A 19,637-nucleotide genomic window follows, 5' to 3' on the forward strand; every position below is an offset into this window, starting at 1 on the left:
TCAGTCCAGGTCAGCGAGCCGGTACAGGCGGTGTGCCGCGCCCCACTCCTCGAGCAACCCGTCGGGGGCGTCGTCCACCACGACGACGGCCGCGAGGTCCTCGAGCGACCCGGGTTCGAGCGTGCTCAGCGACGCCTCGGGCAGGTGCACGTGGGTGACCCACTCGTTGTAGAGCACGCTGTCCAGTGCCGTACCCGACGACGCGCCCTCGGGCACGACCACCACGACGGCACCGGTCGCCGTGACGACCAGCGGTTCGAGCGCCACCGCCTCGATCTCGACACCGCCCACCGCGAGGCTGCGCGACTCGTAGGTCAGTTCGTACCGATCCCGCAGCGTGCCGATCCTCTCGACCAGTTCGACGTTCGTGAACGTACGCGAGGGCAGCACGAGCGCCGGGTCCGCCGAGCCGACCGGACGCAACCGGTCGGCGTAGGTCACCGGATCCGCCGTCTGCGCAGCCAGCTCGTCCCGCACACCGGGCTCGTCGACGACCAGCCAGCCGTCCGTACCGTTCGCCGCGGTACCGGCGACCGTCAGTCCCAGAGCGGCTCCGGCGGGCAGCTGCCCGTCGACGCGGGTGGGATCGACCGGTGCGATCGCGGCACCGGTCTTGACCACCGCCCACTGGGCGACCACGGACTCCACCGAGCGTGGGATCGCGACCGCGACCACATCGCCGGTGCCGAGGCCGCGGCCGATGAGCAGCCGAGCCAGGCGGGACGACCGTGCGTCGAGTTCCCGGTAGGCGATCTCCGTCCCCTCACCGCCGATCTCCGGATCGGCCGGGAGCGAGAGCGCCGGCGCCGCCGGATCCTCCTCGACCACCTCGGCGAAGACAGTGGCCAGCGTCCGCGCGCCGGTGTCCACCGCCGCGGTGGACGGTCCGGACTCGGCGACGATACGGGCGAGTTCCTCTGCATCGACGAGGTCGATGTCGCCGACCGCCGACTCCGGATCGGCGGCGAACGCGTCGAGCACGCGCCCCAGCCGCTCCGAGATGTTCCTGACCTCCGGCTCGGCGAAGAACCGCTCCAGGTACTTGAAGGTCAGGTCGATCTGCGTGTCGGCGACCGTCATGAGGGTGATCGGGTAGTGAGTGGCGTCCTTCACTGCCACTCCGGTGATCGTCATCCCGTCGATCGATCCGGCCGCCTCGGCCAGGGATTCCCGGTCGACGGGGTACGACTCGAAGACCACCAACGAGTCGAATGCGACCGAGGTCCCGAGCCGCCGTTCGATGTCGGACAGCCCGACGTAGTGGTGATCGAGCAGTTCTGCCTGCTCGCTCTGCAGTCGTCGCAGCAGCGCCGAAACCTGCTCGTCCGGATCGACCTTCACGCGAACGGGCAGCGTGTTGATGAACAGACCGACCATCGACTCGACTTCGGCCAGGTCGGCCGGACGTCCCGACACGGTCGCACCGAACACCACGTCGTCGTTGCCGACGGTCCGCCCGAGGAGAACGCCCCACGCCGCCTGGACGAGGGTGTTCACCGTGATCCCGAGTTGCGCCGCGAGCGCACTCAGGCGAGCGGTGAGATCGGCGTCGACGAGGACCGAGACCTTGGAGATCGTGTCGTTCTCCGGATCCCGGACCGTCGGCGCGACGACGGTCGGATCTCCCACTCCTTCGAGGGCCCCGGCCCAGACGTCGAGCGACCGTTCCTGGTCCTGCTCGGCGAGCCATCCGAGGAAGTCCCGGTAGGAACGCACCGGCGGCAGCGCAGCGAAGTCTCCCCGGAGCACGTACAGGGCCATGAGGTCCTGCATGAGCAGTGGCATCGACCAGCCGTCCAGCAGGATGTGGTGCGCGGTGACCGCGAGGTGGTACCGGCTCGGCGCCGACTTCACCAGCAGGAACCGCATCAACGGTGCCGTGGCCATGTCGAACCGCCGGGACTGCTCGTCGGCGAACGCCGAGGCGAGTTCGCGTTCCCTGCGCTCTTCCGCGACGTCGCTCAGATCCAGCGTCCGCCACGGAAGCTCGATCCGGCCGACGACGAGCTGGAGCGAATCTCCGTCCTCGTCGGTGACGAAGGCGGCGCGCAGGTTCGGATACCGGTCGAGCAGTGCCTGCCCCGCCACCTGCAACCGCTCGGGGTCGACCTCGCCTTTGAGGTCGAGCACGGCCTGCATGGTGTAGACATCCATCCGCTCGTCGATCGTCAGCGACGCGTGGAACAACAGCCCCGACTGCAGCGGCGACAGGGACCACACGTCCGTCAACGACGGATAGCGCTGCTCCCACGACTCGATCTCGTTCTGGGTGAGATCGACGAGCGGCAGATCGGACGGGGTGAGACCCCCGGCATCCGACGACCCCGCATGCTGCGCGAGCGCCTCGAGAGCCTCGGTCCAGTGCCGGCCGAATTCGTCGGCGTCCGCACGCTCGATCAGGTCCGCCGCGAATTCGATGCGCACCTCCAGCCTTGCATCGTCGCCTCCGGACACGGACGCGCGGAGGTCGAGATCGGCCCCGGTGAGCGAGCCCGTTACCGGAAGGAGGTCACCGAGTTCGTCGGTCGGCGTCCAGCCGGTTTCACCTTCGAGAACATCCGACGGCGTCCGGCCCAGGTAGCCGAAGCCGACCTGCGGCGCTCGCCCCGTCGAGCCCAGGCGCACCGACGACTCCGGATCCAGATGACGCAACAGACCGAAGCCCACGCCGCTGTCCGGCAGCGCCAGCAACTGCTCCTTCACGGCCTTGACGGCACGTGCCATCGCAGTACCGCCGGCGAACGCCTCGTCGACGTCGATCCCGGCAAGATCCAGCCGCACCGGATAGGCACTGGTGAAGCAACCGACGGTGCGTGACAGATCCGCGCCCGGGAGCACGGACTCCTCACGACCGTGATCCTCGATCCTCACCAGCGCCGACGACGACTGCACACCGCGGTCCCGCCGCCACCGCACCAGCGCCAGACCGAGGGTGGCGACCAAACCGTCCTCGACCTCACCGCGGAACAGCGCCGGCACCGAATTCAGTACCGCGTCGGTGTGATTCGCGGACAGGGAGATGCGGACGTGGTCACGCGCGCTCGCCGGGCCCACGACGGACTCCGCCGGGAGAACGGCCGGCTCGGCGAGCGCGTCGTCGAGCATCCGCTCCCACATCGGCAGCTCGTCGCGCCGCGCGGAAGCGGCCTCGACGAGTCCGTGCGTCCACCGCCGCAACGACGTGCCGACCGGCTCGAGGCTCGGCGCCTCCCCGGCGGAAATCTGCTTCCAGGCCCGCGCGAGGTCGGTGAGCAGGATGCGCCACGATTCCTCGTCGACCGCGAAACGATGGGCCAGGATCGCGAGCACACCCGGTCGGGCCGTACCGAAGTCGAGCCAGACGAACCGGACCGCGCAGCCCTTCGACACGTCCACCCGGTCGAGGGCGGCATCGACGGCGTCCTTCACGACGCGCGCCTGCTCCGGCTCGGCGAGCTCACCGGCGACCTCCACCCGCTCCAGGATCGCGGCCGGGTCGACGGTGCCCGCTGCCCGGACCCGCAGGACGGGTTCTCCGGCCATACCGAGGTCGAGGACCATGCGTAGCGCGTCGTGATGGTCGATCACAGCACCGACGGCTCGCTCGAGCCCCGCGCGTTCGACGTCGCGCGGCAATGTCACGGCGACGGCCTGCACGAGACGTTCGGCAGGTTCGGACCGCTCGAGAACGTCCCGTACGACCGGTGTCGGCGGGAGTTCGCCGACACCACCGCCCGGAAGTTCGGTAGGCCGCAGCACACCGCTCTCGACCCTCGTCGCCACCTCGGCGAGTCCGGCCACCGTGCGGCGTTCGAACACGTCACGCGGAGTGAACGCGACGCCCCGGGCCTTCGCCCGCGACACCAACTGGATCGAGACGATGCTGTCACCACCGAGCGCGAAGAAGTCGTCGTCGGCACCGATCTTGTCGGCTCCGAGGACATCCGCGAACACGTCGGCGACGATCTGCTCGATCTCACCGGTGGGGGCCCGGAACTCCGTCGCCTCGAAGACCGGTTCGGGCAGAGCCCTGCGATCGAGCTTGCCGTTGGCGTTGAGCGGCAACGCGTCGAGCACCACGAACGCGGACGGCACCATGTACGACGGAAGTGTCCGGCCGAGTTCGACGATCATCGCGTCGGTGTCGACGTCGGCATCCTTGTGCCCGACGACGTACGCGACCACGCGCGGACCGACGAGCGCATCCTCGCGGACGAGGACCGCCGCGTCGCGCACCGCGCTCAGGCGTCGCACGGCCGCTTCGATCTCGCCGAGTTCGATGCGGAACCCGCGCACCTTCACCTGGAAGTCGGTGCGACCCAGGTACTCCAATTCACCGTCCGCCGACCACTTCACGAGGTCACCGGTCCGGTACAGGCGTTCGCCCCGGCCCCACGGGGAGGCGACGAACCGCTCGGCGCTCAGATCGGGACGCTCGTGGTAGCCCCGTGCGAGCTGCTCACCCGCGAGGTACAGCTCACCCGGCACACCGACCGGCACCACACGCAACCGGTCGTCGAGGACGTACACGCGCGTGTTCCATTGCGGGGACCCGATGGGCACGCTCACGACGTCGTCCCCGTCGACGGTGTGGTTGGTCACCGACACCGCCGCCTCGGTCGGGCCGTACAGGTTGTCGAGGCGCGCCGGATTCTCCGTCGCGAACCGCGCGGCGGTCGTGGCCGGCAGCGCTTCACCGATGGCGAGCACCCGGCGCAGCGATCCCGTCAGAGGACCTCCGACCGAGGCCATGAGCGCGTCCAGCATCGACGGCACCACATGCAGTGTGGTGACCGACTCGGACACCATCAGGCGATGCAGGTACTCGGGGTCGCGGTGACCGTCGGCAGACGCGATCACCACGCGGCCGCCGGAGACGAGCGCGGACCAGAATTCCCACACCGACAGGTCGAACGTCGCAGCGGTCTTCAGCAACAGCGCGTCGTCCGGCCCGAGGTCGTATTCCGTCCGCTTCCAGAGCATCTGGTTCACGATCGCCCGGTGCGGGACCGCAACGCCCTTCGGACGGCCCGTCGAGCCGGACGTGAAGATGACGTAGGCGGTGTGCTCCGGACGCAGCGGGGCGAGCCGATCCGCATCCGTGACCGGGGCGTCGGCATGTCCGTCGAGATCGACGGTATCGATCTCGACGATCGTCGAGGACGGGGCGAACGCCGAGCCGACGTCGTCGCGGGAGGTGGCGAGTACCGCGACCGGTTTCGCCACCGACAGGATGTACCCGGTGCGTTCTGCCGGCTGGTCCGGGTCCAGCGGGACGTAGGCACCACCGGCCTTCGCCACCGCGTACATACCGATGAGCAACTCGACCGATCGGCGCATTGCCAGCGCAACCGTGGTCTCGGGGCCGACGCCCAGCGAAACGAGGTGCCGCGCAAGGCGATTGACGCGTCCGTCGAATTCTCCGTAGGACAACGACGAGGATTCGGACACGAGCGCCGGCGCCGCCGGGTCCCGGCGAACCTGTTCGTCGAACAGATCGACGAGGGTGAGTGCCGTATCCGTCGGATGCAGGGTGTCGTTCCACTCCTCGACGATCCGGAGCCGTTCGGCGTCGTCCAGGATCTCGAGATCACCGACCGGCAGTGAAGGCTCGGCGACGATCGCCTCGAGCAGACCGACGAAGCGTCGTGCGATGCCCTGCACGGTGGCCTCGTCGAACAGATCGGTGGCATAGGTCAGCACGTTGTCGATGCCGGCCGGGGCGCCGCTCTCGTCGTACCGGTCGGTGGCGACGAGATGCAGATCGAACTGCGAGGTCTGCAGGTCTGCATCGACTCCCGCGACGGTCAGACCCGGCAGTTCCAGGCTGGTCGCCGCGAGGTTCTGGAACGACAGGCCGACCTGGAACAGCGGATGCCGCGCCGTGGAGCGCTCGGGTTCGAGAACATCGACGAGCCGTTCGAACGGGACGTCGGCGTTCGCGAACGCCTGCAGGTCGCGCTCCCGCGCCTGATCGACGAGGGCGGTGAAGGGCAGGTCTCCGTCCACGGTCGAGCGGAACACCAGCGTGTTGACGAACATGCCGACGAGGTCGTCGAGTTCGCGACGACCTCGCCCGGCGATCGGCGTGCCGATGGCGATGTCGTCCGTTCCCGACAACCTGGCGAGGAGGACGGCGAACGCTGCGTGCACAGCCATGAACAACGTCGCGCCTCTGCCTCGCGCGAGTGCGACCAGCTCGCGGTGCAGCTCTGCGTCGATCCTGAAGTCGACCTTGCCGCCCGCGTAGGACTGCACGGCCGGCCGCGGCCGGTCGCTCGGCAGGTCGAGCTGGTCCGGCAGGCCGCTGAGGGTGTGCTTCCAGAACTCGATCTGCTTGGCGGCGAGCGATTCCGGGTCGTTCTCGTCGCCGAGGTACCTGCGCTGCCAGATCGCGTAGTCGGCGTACTGCACGGGGAGCGGAGCCCAGTCCGGCGCTCGTCCCGTGGATCGGGCGGCATAGGCGGTGACGAGGTCGCGGGTGAGCGGCCCCATCGACGATCCGTCCGCCGAGATGTGGTGCACCACGAACGCGAGGATCAGTTCGTCGTCTCCCACGCTCAGCAACCTGACGCGGACGGGAGCCTCGGAGGTGACGTCGAACGACGTGTACGCGAGTTCGCGCACGAGGTCCGGGACGCGATCCCAGGTAGTAACGACCGGATCGAGATCGGGCACCACAGTGGCGGTGGGGAGCACGATCTGAACGGCACCGTCCTCCGTCTCCGGGTACGCGGTGCGCAGCACCTCGTGCCGTTCGAGGACGTCGCGAATCGCGGCCTGCAATGCCGGGATGTCGAGGGTGCCCGACAACCGCAGCGCCATCGGCAGGTTGTAGGCGGCCGATTCAGGATCGAAACGGTTCAGGAACCACATGCGCTGCTGCGCCAGCGACAACGGCACCCGGCCGGGACGCTCCACCTTCACCAACGGGACGGCCCCACCGGAACCGGCGTGCTGCTCCACGTGCGCGGCCAGTGCCTCGACACCGGAATCCTCGAAGAGCGCTCGCACCGGAATCTGGGTATCGAGCGCGGAACCCAGCCGCGAGACGAGCTGCGTCGCGATCAGCGAATTGCCGCCGAGTGCGAAGAAGTCGTCGTCGAGACCCACCCGCTCGACGCCGAGGACGTCGGCGAACGTCGACGCCACGATCTCCTCGATCGGAGTTCTCGGCGCCCGGAACTCACGTACCTCGAAGGTGGGAGTGGGCAGTGCCCTGCGGTCGAGCTTGCCCGAGGTGTTGAGAGGGAACTCGTCGAGGACGACCACGGCAGCGGGCACCATGTACGACGGCAGCGCCCCCGAGACGAATTCGACGAGTTCGCCGGTGTCGACATCTCGTCCCGGCACCGGGACCACATACCCGGCGAGCTGATCGCCGGTCGGGGTCTGCGCAACGAGAACGGCGGCCTGGTTCACGGATTCGTGTGCCAGCAGCGCCGTTTCGATCTCACCGAGTTCGATGCGCTGGCCACGGAACTTGACCTGGAAGTCGGTGCGTCCGATGTATTCGAGTTCTCCGGAGGAGTTCCAGGTGACCAGGTCTCCGGTGCGGTACATGCGGTCGCCGGCCTCGCCGAACGGGTTCGCGACGAACCGGTCGGAGGTGAGATCGGGGCGACGGACGTAGCCGCGTGCGAGCTGGACGCCCGCGAGATACAGCTCACCCGGGACACCCACCGGAACCGGCCGCAGACGCCCGTCGAGCACGTAGGCACGCACGTTCCACTCGGGCACACCGATCGGCACCACGTCGACCGCTCCGGTCGCCGGCGCCTGCCAGTAGGTCGCGGAGACCGCGGCCTCGGTCGGCCCGTACAGGTTGTCGATGTCCGCGGAGCTGATCCGGCGCACCCCGTCGATCGTCTCCGGCGGTAGGGCCTCACCGATGACGAAGATGTCGCGCAGTGTGCGGCACTCGTCCGCGTCGGCGTGTGCCGCGAAGACGGTGAGCATCGACGGAACGAAGTCCGTGATGGTGACCTTCTCGCGGGCGATGACCTCCGACAGGTAGGCGGGATCACGGTGCCCGTCGGGGGTGGCGATCACGAGCTTCGCACCGACACTCAGCGGCATGAAGAAGCCCCACAACGACACGTCGAAGGTCGTCGCGGTCTTCTGGAAGTACACGTCCTCCGAGGTCATCTCGAATTCGTGCAGCATCCACTCGGTCTGGTTGACGATCGCCCGATGCGTCACCGCGACGCCCTTCGGCCGGCCGGTGGAGCCGGAGGTGAAGATCGCGTAGGCGGTGTTGTCGGGCCGCAGGATTCCGCGACGCTCGTCGTCGCGGATCGGCGCGGCGGAGACGTCCGCGAGGTCGAGGCGATCGATCTCGATCGCCTGAACGTCGATTCCCGAGGGCACCTCGAACTCGTCGCGAGCGGTGGTCACGATGCACACCGGGTCGGCGGTGTCGAGGATGTGGCGGGTGCGATCGGCCGGATGATCCGGGTCGATCGGAACCCAGGCACCACCCGCGCGCACGATGGCGTACATACCGACGAGCAGTTCGGTCGAGCGCCTGACCGCGAGACCGACCAGCGATTCCGGTCCGACACCCCGGTCGATGAGGTGCCGGGCGAGGCGATTGACCTGGGCGTCGAACTCGGCGTAGGTGAGCTGCTCTCCCTCGTAGACGAGCGCGACCGCGTCCGGTGTGCGTTCGACCTGGCCGTCGAAACGCGAAGTGAGCAGTGCGTTCTCGTCCAACCGGTGATCCGAGTCGTTCCACACGCGCAGGATCCGGTCGAGTTCGTCCTCACCGAGGAGTGCGATCTCACCGACCGGCAGTTCCGGCCGGGCAGCCATCGATTCGAGGGCACGCACGAAACGCTGCACCAGCGTCTCGGCCTGTTCGCGATCGAACAGTGCCCGCTGGTAACGCAGTTCGACGTCGAGACCGGCGCGCAGGTGCACGAACAGGCTCAGCGGGTAGTGCGTCGCATCGTGGGTGCCCACGCCGGTCACGGCCATGCCGTCGATCGACGCCGACTGCTCCGCGAGTGCTGCCTCGTCGAGCGGGTACGACTCGAACACTGTGAGGGTGTCGAAGCCGACGGTCGGACCCGTCGCGGACTGGATCTCGGTGAGTCCGAGATGGTGGTGACCGAGCAGTGCGGCCTGCTCGCCCTGCAGGCGTTCGAGGAACGCCGAGACGGGCTCGTCCGGATCGAAGGCGACCCGCACGGGCAGCGTGTTGATGAACAGGCCGACCATCGACTCCACACCGGGCAGGTCGGCGGGGCGACCCGAGACCGTAGCGCCGAAGACGACGTCCTCGGCACCGGTGAGGCGGCCGAGCAGCACGCCCCAGGCGGCCTGCACGAGCGTGTTCACCGTGACACCGAGGCGCGCGGCGGCGCCGCTGACGGCGGTCAGTCGCTCGGCGTCGAGTTCGACCTTCACCCGGTCGTCGCCCTGCAGTCCGGGATGGCGTGGGGTCTGCGGGGCGAGCAGCGTCGGCTCCTCGAAGCCGGCGAAGGTCTGCGCCCACGCCTCACGCGAGGATTCGCGGTCGCGGGCGGTGACCCATTCGAGGAAGGAGCGGTACGAGCGCACCCGCGGCAGCAGGGACACCTCTCCCCTCGTCGCGTACAGGGCCATGAGGTCCTGCATGAGCAGTGGCATCGACCAGCCGTCGACCAGCACGTGGTGGGTGGTCACGCCGAGCTGGTAGCGGCCGTCGCCGAGGTGCACGAGGACGAACCGCATGAGCGGTCCGGTGTCCATGACGAAGCGGCGTGCCTCCTCGTCCTTCCAGAACGGCACCGTGGCGGTGACGCCGTCCGCGGCGACCTCGGCGGACAGGTCGACGGTGCGCCACGGCACCTGCACGTCGTCGAGGACGAGCTGCACCGAGTCGCCGTCGGCGTCGGTCACGAAGACCGTCCGCAGGTTGGCGTGCCGGTCGAGCAGTGCCTGCGCGGCGCGGTGGAGCCGCTCGGGATCCACCTCTCCCTCGAGATCGAGGACGGCCTGCATCGTGTAGACGTCGACGTCGTCCTCGCCGGTCATCAACGCGTGGAAGAGCAGACCGGACTGCAGCGGCGACAGCGGCCACACGTCCGCCAGCGACGGGTAGCGCACGTGCCAGCGGTCGAGATCGGCCTGCGTGACCGACACGAGCGGCACGTCGGAGGGGGTGAGCCCACCGGCGGCGGGGTCGGCGGCGTGGGTGACGAGCGCCGCGAGGGCGGCCCGCCAATGCTGCACGAACTCGTCGACGTCCTCGCGGTCGAGCAGACCCGCCGGGAAGGCGATGTTCGCGCCGAGCTGCGGGCCGTCCGCGCCGTCGTTGACGATCGCGTTGATGTCGATCGCCGCGCTCGCGGGCATGTCGGCGTCGAGAGCGGCGTCGACGCGTCCCAGCGCGTCGGTCGGGGCCCAGCCGATCTCGGCGAGTTCCTCCGGCACGTCCGCGGAGGACACGCGACCGAGGTAGTTGAAGCTGATCTGCGGTGAGCGTGCGACGGCGGCGAGTCGTGCCGACGATTCCGGATCGAGGTAGCGCAGCAGACCGAAGCCCATGCCCTTGTCCGGAATGGCCAGCAGCTGTTCCTTGACGGCCTTGACCGCCGCACCCATCGCGGCTCCACCGGCGAAGGCGTCGTCGACGTCCACACTGGCGAGGTCGACCCGCACCGGGTAGGCGCTGGTGAACCAGCCGACCGTCCGGGACAGGTCGGCGCCCGGCACCACGGATTCCTCACGGCCGTGACCCTCGAACTTCACGAGGGCGGAGGAGGATTCGATGCCGCGGTCGCGGCGCCAGCTCACGAGTGCCAGTCCGAGCGCGGCCACCAGACCGTCGGCGACACCGCCGCGGAACAGGGCCGGCACCGTGGTGAGCAGTGCATCGGTCTGCGCGGCGTCGAGATTCATCTCGATGCGTTCGACGGTGGAGGTGACGTCGACGGCGGGGTCGAAGGGACGCTCGCCGAGCAGCGGGTCCGGTCCCTCGAGGATCCGTTCCCACAGCGGCAGTTCCGACCGGCGCTGTGCCGCGGCATCCACGAGGCCGTGGGCCCAGCGGCGCAACGACGTCCCGACGGCCTCGAGCCGCGGCTGCTCACCGGAGACGATCTGCCCCCAGGCCAGACCGAGATCCGGCAGCAGGATGCGCCACGACACGCCGTCCATCACCAGGTGGTGGGCGACGACGAGGAGCACGCCGCGACGTTCGGCCGAGCCGAAGTCGAACCACACGAATCGCAGCACCGAACCGGCGAACGGGTCGAGTGCTCCGAGCGCCGAATCGAGTTCGCGGGAGGCGATCTCGGTGAGCTCGGCGTCGTCGACGTCGGCCGCGACCTCGACCCGCGACAGCAGGGCGTCCGGGTCCACGGTGCTCGCGGAGCGGACCCGCAGGGTCACCTCTCCGTCGGCATCGCGTTCGAGGATCGAGCGCAGCGCGTCGTGATGGTCGACGACCGCACCGATGGTGCGGGTCAGCACGTCCCGGTCGATGTCGGCCGGGAGGGTTACGGCGACGGTCTGCGAGAAGCGGTCGAAGCCGCCGGGCCAGCCGAGGACCTCGCGCATGATCGGGGTGAGCGGCACGTCGCCGACACCGCCGCCGGGGAGTTCCTCGAGTCGCTTCGCCTGCGTCTCGTCGGCGCGGGTGGCGACCTCGGCGAGGCCCGCCACCGAACGACGCTCGAAGACGTCGCGCGGCGTGAAGACCACGCCCCGCGCCTTCGCCCGCGACACCAACTGGATCGACACGATGCTGTCGCCACCGAGCGCGAAGAACGACTCGTCGACACTCACCTTGTCCAGATGCAGAACCTCCGCGAACACCTCCGCAATGATCTGCTCGACCTCGCTCTCCGCAGCCCGGTACTCGCGCTCCTCGATCACCGGCTCCGGCAGAGCATCACGATCGAGCTTGCCCACCGGCGTCAGCGGCACCTCGTCGAGCACCACGATCGCCGACGGCACCATGTGCGGCGGCAGCGAGCGCGCCACGAACTCCGTCACCTGTGCGGTGTCGATCGTGCGGCCGCGGACGGGCAGCACGTAGGACACGAGGACGGTCGCGCCGGATGGGGTGGACCGCCCCACCGTCGTCGCCCAGTTCACCGACTCGTGTGCACTGAGGACGGCGTCGATCTCCCCGAGTTCGATGCGGAAACCGCGCACCTTGACCTGGAAGTCGCTGCGGCCGACGAACTCGATCTCGAGCCGGTCCTCGACGGGCCGCCACCGGACGACGTCGCCGGTGCGGTACATGCGGTCGCCGGGTTCGCCGTAGGGGTTGGGGACGAACCGCTCGGCGGTCAGCGCGTTGCGGCGGTGGTATCCGCGGGCGAGTGCCCGGCCGGCCACGTAGAGCTCACCCGCCATACCGGCGGCCACGGGACGCAGACGCGAGTCGAGCACGAGGGCCGTCATGCCCACGATGGGTTCGCCGATGGTGATCGGACGTCCGGGTTCCATCTCGCCGAAGGTCGACACGATGGTCGCCTCGGTCGGGCCGTACGCGTTGACGTAGGTGGTGCGCTGCGACCATTCGGCCAGCAGTTCCGGCGTCGTCACGTCGCCACCGACGGAGAGCACTTCGAAGCTGTCGATGCCCGTGGAGTCCATCGTGCCGAGCACCGCCGGCGTGATGATCGTGTGCGTCACGCGCTCGGTCTTCAGCAGCTCGGCGAGATCCGGACCGCCGATGATCCTGGCGGGCACGATCACGAGCGTCGCGCCGAATGCGAAGGCCGCCATCCACTCGAGCACCGACGGGTCGAAGCTCGGCGAGCAGATCTGCAGGAACCGCGATTCGGAGGTCACCCCGTACAGATCGGTGACCATGTCCTTCAGGCCCGCCAGACCCGTGTGCGTGACGACGACGCCCTTGGGCTTGCCGGTCGACCCCGAGGTGTAGATCAGGTAGGCGGGGTGGTGGACCCGGATCGGGCGTACCCGGTCGGCGTCGGTGATCGGTGCGGCGGAGCGGGATTCGACGTCCGCGGCGAACGCCGGGTCGTCGAGCAGCAGCCATTCCGCGTCGTCGGGCAGTCCGCCGACGAACTCGGACGACGTGATGCCCAGGGTGGCCCCGGAGTCGTCGAGCATGTAGCGCACGCGGTCGGCCGGATAGGTCGGGTCGACGGGGACGTGCGCCGCACCGGACTTGGCCACGGCCATGACGGTGACCGTCATGTCGTACGAGCGCGGGAACGACACGGCCACGAAGTTCTCCGGGCCGATGCCGCGATCGATCAGCACCCGCGCGAGCTTCGACGAGGTCTCGTCGAGTTCGCGGTAGGTGATCGACCGTCCTTCGTACCGCACCGCGACGGCGTCGGGATCCATCGCGACGCCGCGCGTGAGGAACTCGGCGAGGGTGCTCGGTTCGGTGATGACGTCGTGTCCGCGCATCGCCGTGAGCTGCGCGAACTCGTCGTCGGCGAGCAGCGGCAGGTCGCCGACCGGTGCGCGGTCGTCCGTGAGGATGCCGCCGACCAGTCGCGTGAACCGTTCGGCGAAACGCTGGACCGTGCTCTCGTCGAAGAGCGCACTGGCATACGAGAACTCGGCGGACAGGCCGGCGGGCGCGCCGGATCCGTCGATGTGTTCGCGCAGGGTCAGGCCCAGGTCGAACTTCGCGGTGTCGACCTCGAACGGGACGCCGGAGACGGTGAGCTCGGGCAGTTCCAGGGCGGTCTCGGGCAGGTTCTCGAACGACAGGACCACCTGGAACAGCGGGTGGCGTGCCGTCGACCGCTCGGGGTTGAGGATCTCCACGAGCCGCTCGAACGGAATGTCGGCATGGGCGAACGCCTCGAGGTCGGCCTCGCGCACCCGTGCGAGCAGGTCGGAGAAGCCCTCACCCGTGTCCACCCGGCTGCGCAGCACGAGCGTGTTGACGAACATGCCGATCAGGTCGTCGACCTCGGCCTCACCGCGACCCGCGATGGGGGTGCCGATCGCGACGTCGTCGGTGTCGGCCATCCGCGCGAGGAACACCGCGAGCGCGGTGTGCACGACCATGAACATCGTCGTGCCGGTCCGCCGCGCGAGCGCCGCGAGACCGCGGTGCGTGTCGGCGTCGAGGAGGAAGTCGACCTTGCCGCCGGCGAAGGACTGCACCGCGGGACGCGGCCGGTCCATCGGCAGGTTCAGCTCGTCCGGGAGTCCGGCGAGGGTGTGCTTCCAGAAGTCGGCCTGCGCCGCGAGCAGACTCGCGGCATCGTCCTCGTCGCCGAGCACGTCGCGCTGCCAGATCGCGAAGTCGGCGTACTGCACGGGCAGCGGTGCCCAGCCGGGAGCCTCGCCCTCGGCGCGGGACATGTAGGCCGTCATGACGTCGCGGGTCAGCGGCGAGATGGACCAGCCGTCGGCGCTGATGTGGTGGACGACGAAGACGAGCACGTGATCGCGCTCGGAGAGCTCGAACAGTCGTGCGCGCAGCGGGATCTCGGTGGTGACGTCGAACCCGCGGGAGACGACCGCCGTCACCTTCTGCAGCAGGTCGTCCTCGGTGGCCGATTCGACGTCGATGTCGGGTGCGGCCTCCGCGACCGGGAGGATCAGCTGGTAGGGCTGCCCGTCGATCTCGGGATAGATGGTGCGGAGCACCTCGTGCCGGGCGAGCAGATCCTGGACCGCTACCTGCAGCGCACCGAGGTCGAGTGCCCCGGTCAGGCGGACCGCGACCGGGATGTTGTTGACCGACGACTCGGTGTCGAAGCGGTTGAGGAACCACATGCGCTGTTGCGCGAGCGACAGCGGCACACGCTCGGGCCGCGGCTGCGGCACCAGCGGCGGACGTGCCGCCGCACCGGTGTGCTGCTCGGCCGCGACGGCGAGCGCCGCGACACTGGGGGCCTCGAACAGCACGCGCACGGGGACGCGGGTGTCGAGTGCCGCGCCGATCCGCGAGACGACCTGGGTGGCGAGCAGCGAGTTGCCGCCGAGTTCGAAGAAGTCGTCGTCCACACCCACTCGGGTGAGGCCGAGGACGTCGGCGAACACGCCGGCGACGATCTCCTCGACCGGGGTGCTCGGAGCGCGGAATTCGCGGGTCTCGAAGACCGGTTCGGGCAGGGCCCTGCGGTCGAGCTTGCCGTTGACGTTCAGCGGCAGCGCGTCGAGCATCACGAACGCCGAGGGCACCATGTACGACGGCACCCGGGTGCCGAGCGCGGACCTGATCGACTCGATGTCCGCCTGCGCACCGTCCGCGGGCACGACGTAGGCGACCAATTGGGTGCCGACCCGCTCGTCCTCCCGGGCGATGACCGCGACGTCACGCAGCGCATCCATCGCACGCAGGGCAGATTCGATCTCGCCGAGCTCGATGCGGAAACCACGCACCTTCACCTGGAAGTCGGTGCGCGACAGGTAATCCAACTGCCCCTCGCGGGTCCACCGCACCAGGTCACCCGTGCGGTACAAGCGTGCTCCGTCACCGAACGGCGAGGCGACGAACCGCTCCGCGCTCAGATCCGGGCGCCCGAAGTAACCGCGCGCCAACTGTGTGCCCGCGAGGTAGAGCTCACCGGCGACACCGGCCGGCACCGGATGCAAACGCTCGTCGAGCACGTAGACACGGGTGTTCCACTCGGGCACACCGATCGGCACCGACGCCCCCGAGGTATCGGTGACATCACCGGCGGTGACGGACACCGCGGCCTCGGTCGGGCCGTACAGGTTCACGAGCCGCGCCCGGTTGTGGGTCAGGAACCGCTGGGCGGTCGCCGGCGGCAGCGCTTCGCCGATGGCGAGGATGTGGCGCAGCGAGGGGGCCAGCACTCCGTCGGCGTCGACCATCAATGCTTCGAGCATCGACGGCACCACGTGCAGGGTCGTGACCGACTGCTCCGTCAGCAACCGGTTCAGATAGGCCGGATCGCGATGACCGTCGGCCGACGCGATGACCACACGCCCACCGGACACCAGAGCCGACCAGAACTCCCACACCGACAGGTCGAAGGTCGCCACCGTCTTCAACAACACCGCATCATCGGTACCGAGCTCGAAATGCTCACGCTTCCACAGCAACTGGTTGACGATCGCCGCATGCGGCCCCGCCACACCCTTCGGCCGGCCCGTCGAACCCGACGTGAAGATCACATACGCCGTGTTCGACGCACGCAACGGCGCAATCCGCTCGGTGTCGGTCACCGGCGCCGCGGACAGCTCGGACAGATCCAGGCTGTCGAGGAACAGGGTGGAGACAGACTTCTCCCCCGGCGCCGTGAATTCGTCGTGTTCGGTCGACAGGATCACCACGGGAGCAGCGGTGTCGAGGATGTAGGCGTTGCGCTCGTCCGGCTGATCCGGATCGACCGGCACGTAGACGCCACCGGCCTTGACGACCGCGTACATGCCGACCAGCAATTCGACCGAGCGGCGCATCGCCAGCGCCACCGTCGACTCCGGACCCACGCCCAACGAGACCAGTTTGCGTGCAAGGCGATTCACCCGAGCATCGAACTCGGCATAGGTCAGCGACTCGCCCTCGAACACCAACGCCGTCGCATCCGGCACCCGCGAGACCTGCTCGTCGAACAGATCCACCAGGGTCGCCGAGGCGGTGGGGTGCACGGTGTCGTTCCATGCCTCGAGCACTCGCGCGGTTTCGACGGTGTCGAGGAGGGGCAGATCGCCGACCGGCAGGGCCGGGTCGTCGACCACGGCGTCGAGCACGCGGATGAACCGGGCGGCGAACTCCGCGACCGTCGATTCGTCGAACAGATCGGTCGCGTAGGTGAAGTAGCCGGTGATGCCCGTGGGCGTGCCGTCCTCGCTGTAGCGATCGGTGACGATCAGGTGCAGGTCGAACTGCGAGATCTCCATGTCGGTGTCGAGACCGGAGATGGTGAGACCGGGGAGTTCGAGTGCGGCCTGCGCGAGGTTCTGGAACGACAGACCCACCTGGAACAGCGGGTGCCGTGCCGTGGACCGCGCGGGGTTGAGCACCTCGACGAGCCGCTCGAACGGCACGTCGGCGTTCGCGAACGCGCCGAGGTCGGCCTCACGGGTACGTCCCAGCAGTTCGGTGAACGACGCGTCCGAATCGACGTGGGTCCGGAACACCAGCGTGTTGACGAACATGCCGATCAGGTCGTCGAGCTCGCGCTCGCCACGACCGGCCATCGGCGTGCCGATCGCGATGTCGTCGCTCGAGGACATGCGTGCGAGGAACACCGCGAGTGCGGTGTGCAGCACCATGAACATCGTGGTGTTCGTGCGCCGGCCGAGGTCGGCGAGGCGCCGGTGGAGTTCGGCCTCGACCGTGAAGTCGACGCGGCCGCCCCGGAACGACTGGACCGCGGGACGCGGCCGGTCGCTCGGGAGATCGAGCTGGTCGGGCAGGCCGGCGAGAGCGTGCTTCCAGTACTCGACCTGCTTGGCGGCGAGCGATTCGGGATCGTCCTCGTCGCCGAGCACCTCGCGCTGCCAGATGGCGAAGTCGGCGTACTGCACCGAGAGCGGCTCCCACGCGGGGGGGTCGCCCTGCGATCGCGCGACGTAGGCCGTCATGAGGTCGCGCGTGAGCGGACCCATCGACGAGCCGTCGGCGGAGATGTGGTGGACCACGAAGGCGAGGACGTAGTCGGATTCGCGGACCCGGAACAGTCGCGCGCTCAGCGGCACAGCCGTGGTGACGTCGAAGATCGTCGCCGCGAGTTCCTGGACGGCGGCGACGATGTCCGCCTCCGGCACGTCCACCGGGGTGAGGTCGGGAACCGCCTGCGCGGCCGGAACGATGACCTGGACGGGACCGTCCCCGGTCTCCGGATAGAAGGTGCGCAGCGATTCGTGACGGGCCACGAGGTCGCCGACGGCGGCCTGCAGCGCGTCGACATCGAGATCGCCGGTGAGCCGGATCGCGATCGGCACGTTGTAGGCCGACGATTCGGTGTCGAAGCGGTTGAGGAACCACATGCGCTGCTGCGCGAGCGACAGAGGCACGCGCTCGGGCCGCTCGACGGCTTCGAGAGGCCGGCGGTCGTCGCCGCGCTGCGACTCGACCGCACCGGCGAGCGATTCGACGGTGGTGTTCTCGAAGAGGGCGCGCACCGGAACCTTCGCACCGAGCGCGGCTCCGAGGCGGGAGGCCACCTGGGTGGCGAGCAGCGAGTTGCCGCCGAGTTCGAAGAAGTCGTCGTCGAGGCCGACCCGTTCGACGCCGAGCACCTCGGCGAAGACCGCGGCGACGGCCTGCTCGGCCGGTGTGACGGGGGTCCGGAACTCGCGGGTCTCGAAGACCGGCTCGGGCAGGGCCCTGCGGTCGAGCTTGCCGTTGACGTTCAGCGGCAGCGCGTCGAGCGTCACGAACGCCGAGGGCACCATGTACGACGGCACCTGCGTCGCCAGGTCGCTCCTGACCGTCGCCGCGTCGAGGGTGTTGTTCTCGGCGGGAACGACGTACGCGACCAGCTGGGTGCCGACCCGCTCGTCCTCCCGGGCGATGACCGCGACGTCACGCAGCGCATCCATCGCACGCAGGGCGGATTCGATCTCGCCGAGCTCGATGCGGAAACCACGCACCTTCACCTGGAAGTCGGTGCGCGACAGGTAGTCCAGCTGCCCATCGCGGGTCCACCGCACCAGATCGCCCGTGCGGTACAAGCGTTCTCCGTCACCGAACGGTGAGGCGACGAACCGCTCCGCGCTCAGATCGGGTCGATCAAAGTAGCCGCGTGCGAGCTGCGCACCGGCGAGGTAGAGCTCACCGGCGACACCGGCCGGCACCGGATGCAGACGCTCGTCGAGCACGTAGACACGGGTGTTCCACTCGGGCACACCGATCGGCACCGACGCCCCCGAGGTATCGGTGACGTCACCGGCGGTGACGGACACCGCGGCCTCGGTCGGGCCGTACAGGTTCACCAACCGGGCGGCGTTGTGCTCGACGAACCGCTTCGCGGTGGCCGGCGGGAGGGCCTCACCGATGGCCAGTCCCTGCCGCAGGGACGGCGTGAGGGTGCCGCCCGCGTCGACCATCAGAGCCTCGAGCATCGACGGCACCACGTGCAGGGTCGTGACCGACTGCTCCGTCAGCAACCGGTTCAGATAGGCCGGATCGCGATGACCGTCGGCCGACGCGATGACCACACGGCCACCGGAGACCAGAGCGGACCAGAACTCCCACACCGACAGGTCGAAGGTCGCCACCGTCTTCAACAGCACCGCATCATCGGTACCGAGCTCGAAATGCTCACGCTTCCACAGCAACTGGTTGACGATCGCCGCATGCGGCACCGCCACACCCTTCGGCCGGCCCGTCGAACCCGACGTGAAGATCACATACGCCGTGTTCGTCGCACGCAACGGCGCAATCCGCTCGGTGTCGGTCACCGGCGCCGCGGACAGCTCGGACAGATCCAGGCTGTCGAGCAGCAGGATGGGGACAGACTTCTCCCCCGGTGCCGTGAACTCGTCGCGTTCGGTGGACAGGATCACCACCGGAGCAGCCGTGTCGAGAATGTACGCATTGCGATCGTCCGGCTGATCCGGATCCACCGGCACATACACGCCACCGGCCTTGACCACCGCATACATACCGACCAGCAACTCGACCGAGCGACGCATCGCCAACGCCACCGTCGACTCCGGACCCACACCCAGCGAGACCAGTTTGCGTGCAAGGCGATTCACCCGAGCATCGAACTCGGCATAGGTCAGCGACTCACCCTCGAACA

The 19,637-nt window shown here is 69.0% G+C and carries 1 protein-coding gene (cut by a window edge); it reads right to left on the minus strand.

Going from position 1 to position 19,637, the window contains the following annotated elements; genetic code table 11:
- Positions 1-19,637 carry the 3' portion of a non-ribosomal peptide synthetase gene (locus IM25_RS00510; RefSeq protein WP_065995639.1) on the minus strand. It continues 9,940 nt past the right edge of the window, so the window shows 19,637 of its 29,577 coding nt (coding positions 9,941-29,577); the start codon falls outside the window, past its right edge — the gene reads right to left on this strand; it ends in the stop codon at positions 1-3.

Origin of the sequence: Rhodococcus sp. p52, assembly GCF_000763325.2 — a bacterium.
GTDB classification, from domain to species: Bacteria; Actinomycetota; Actinomycetes; order Mycobacteriales; family Mycobacteriaceae; genus Rhodococcus; species Rhodococcus pyridinivorans.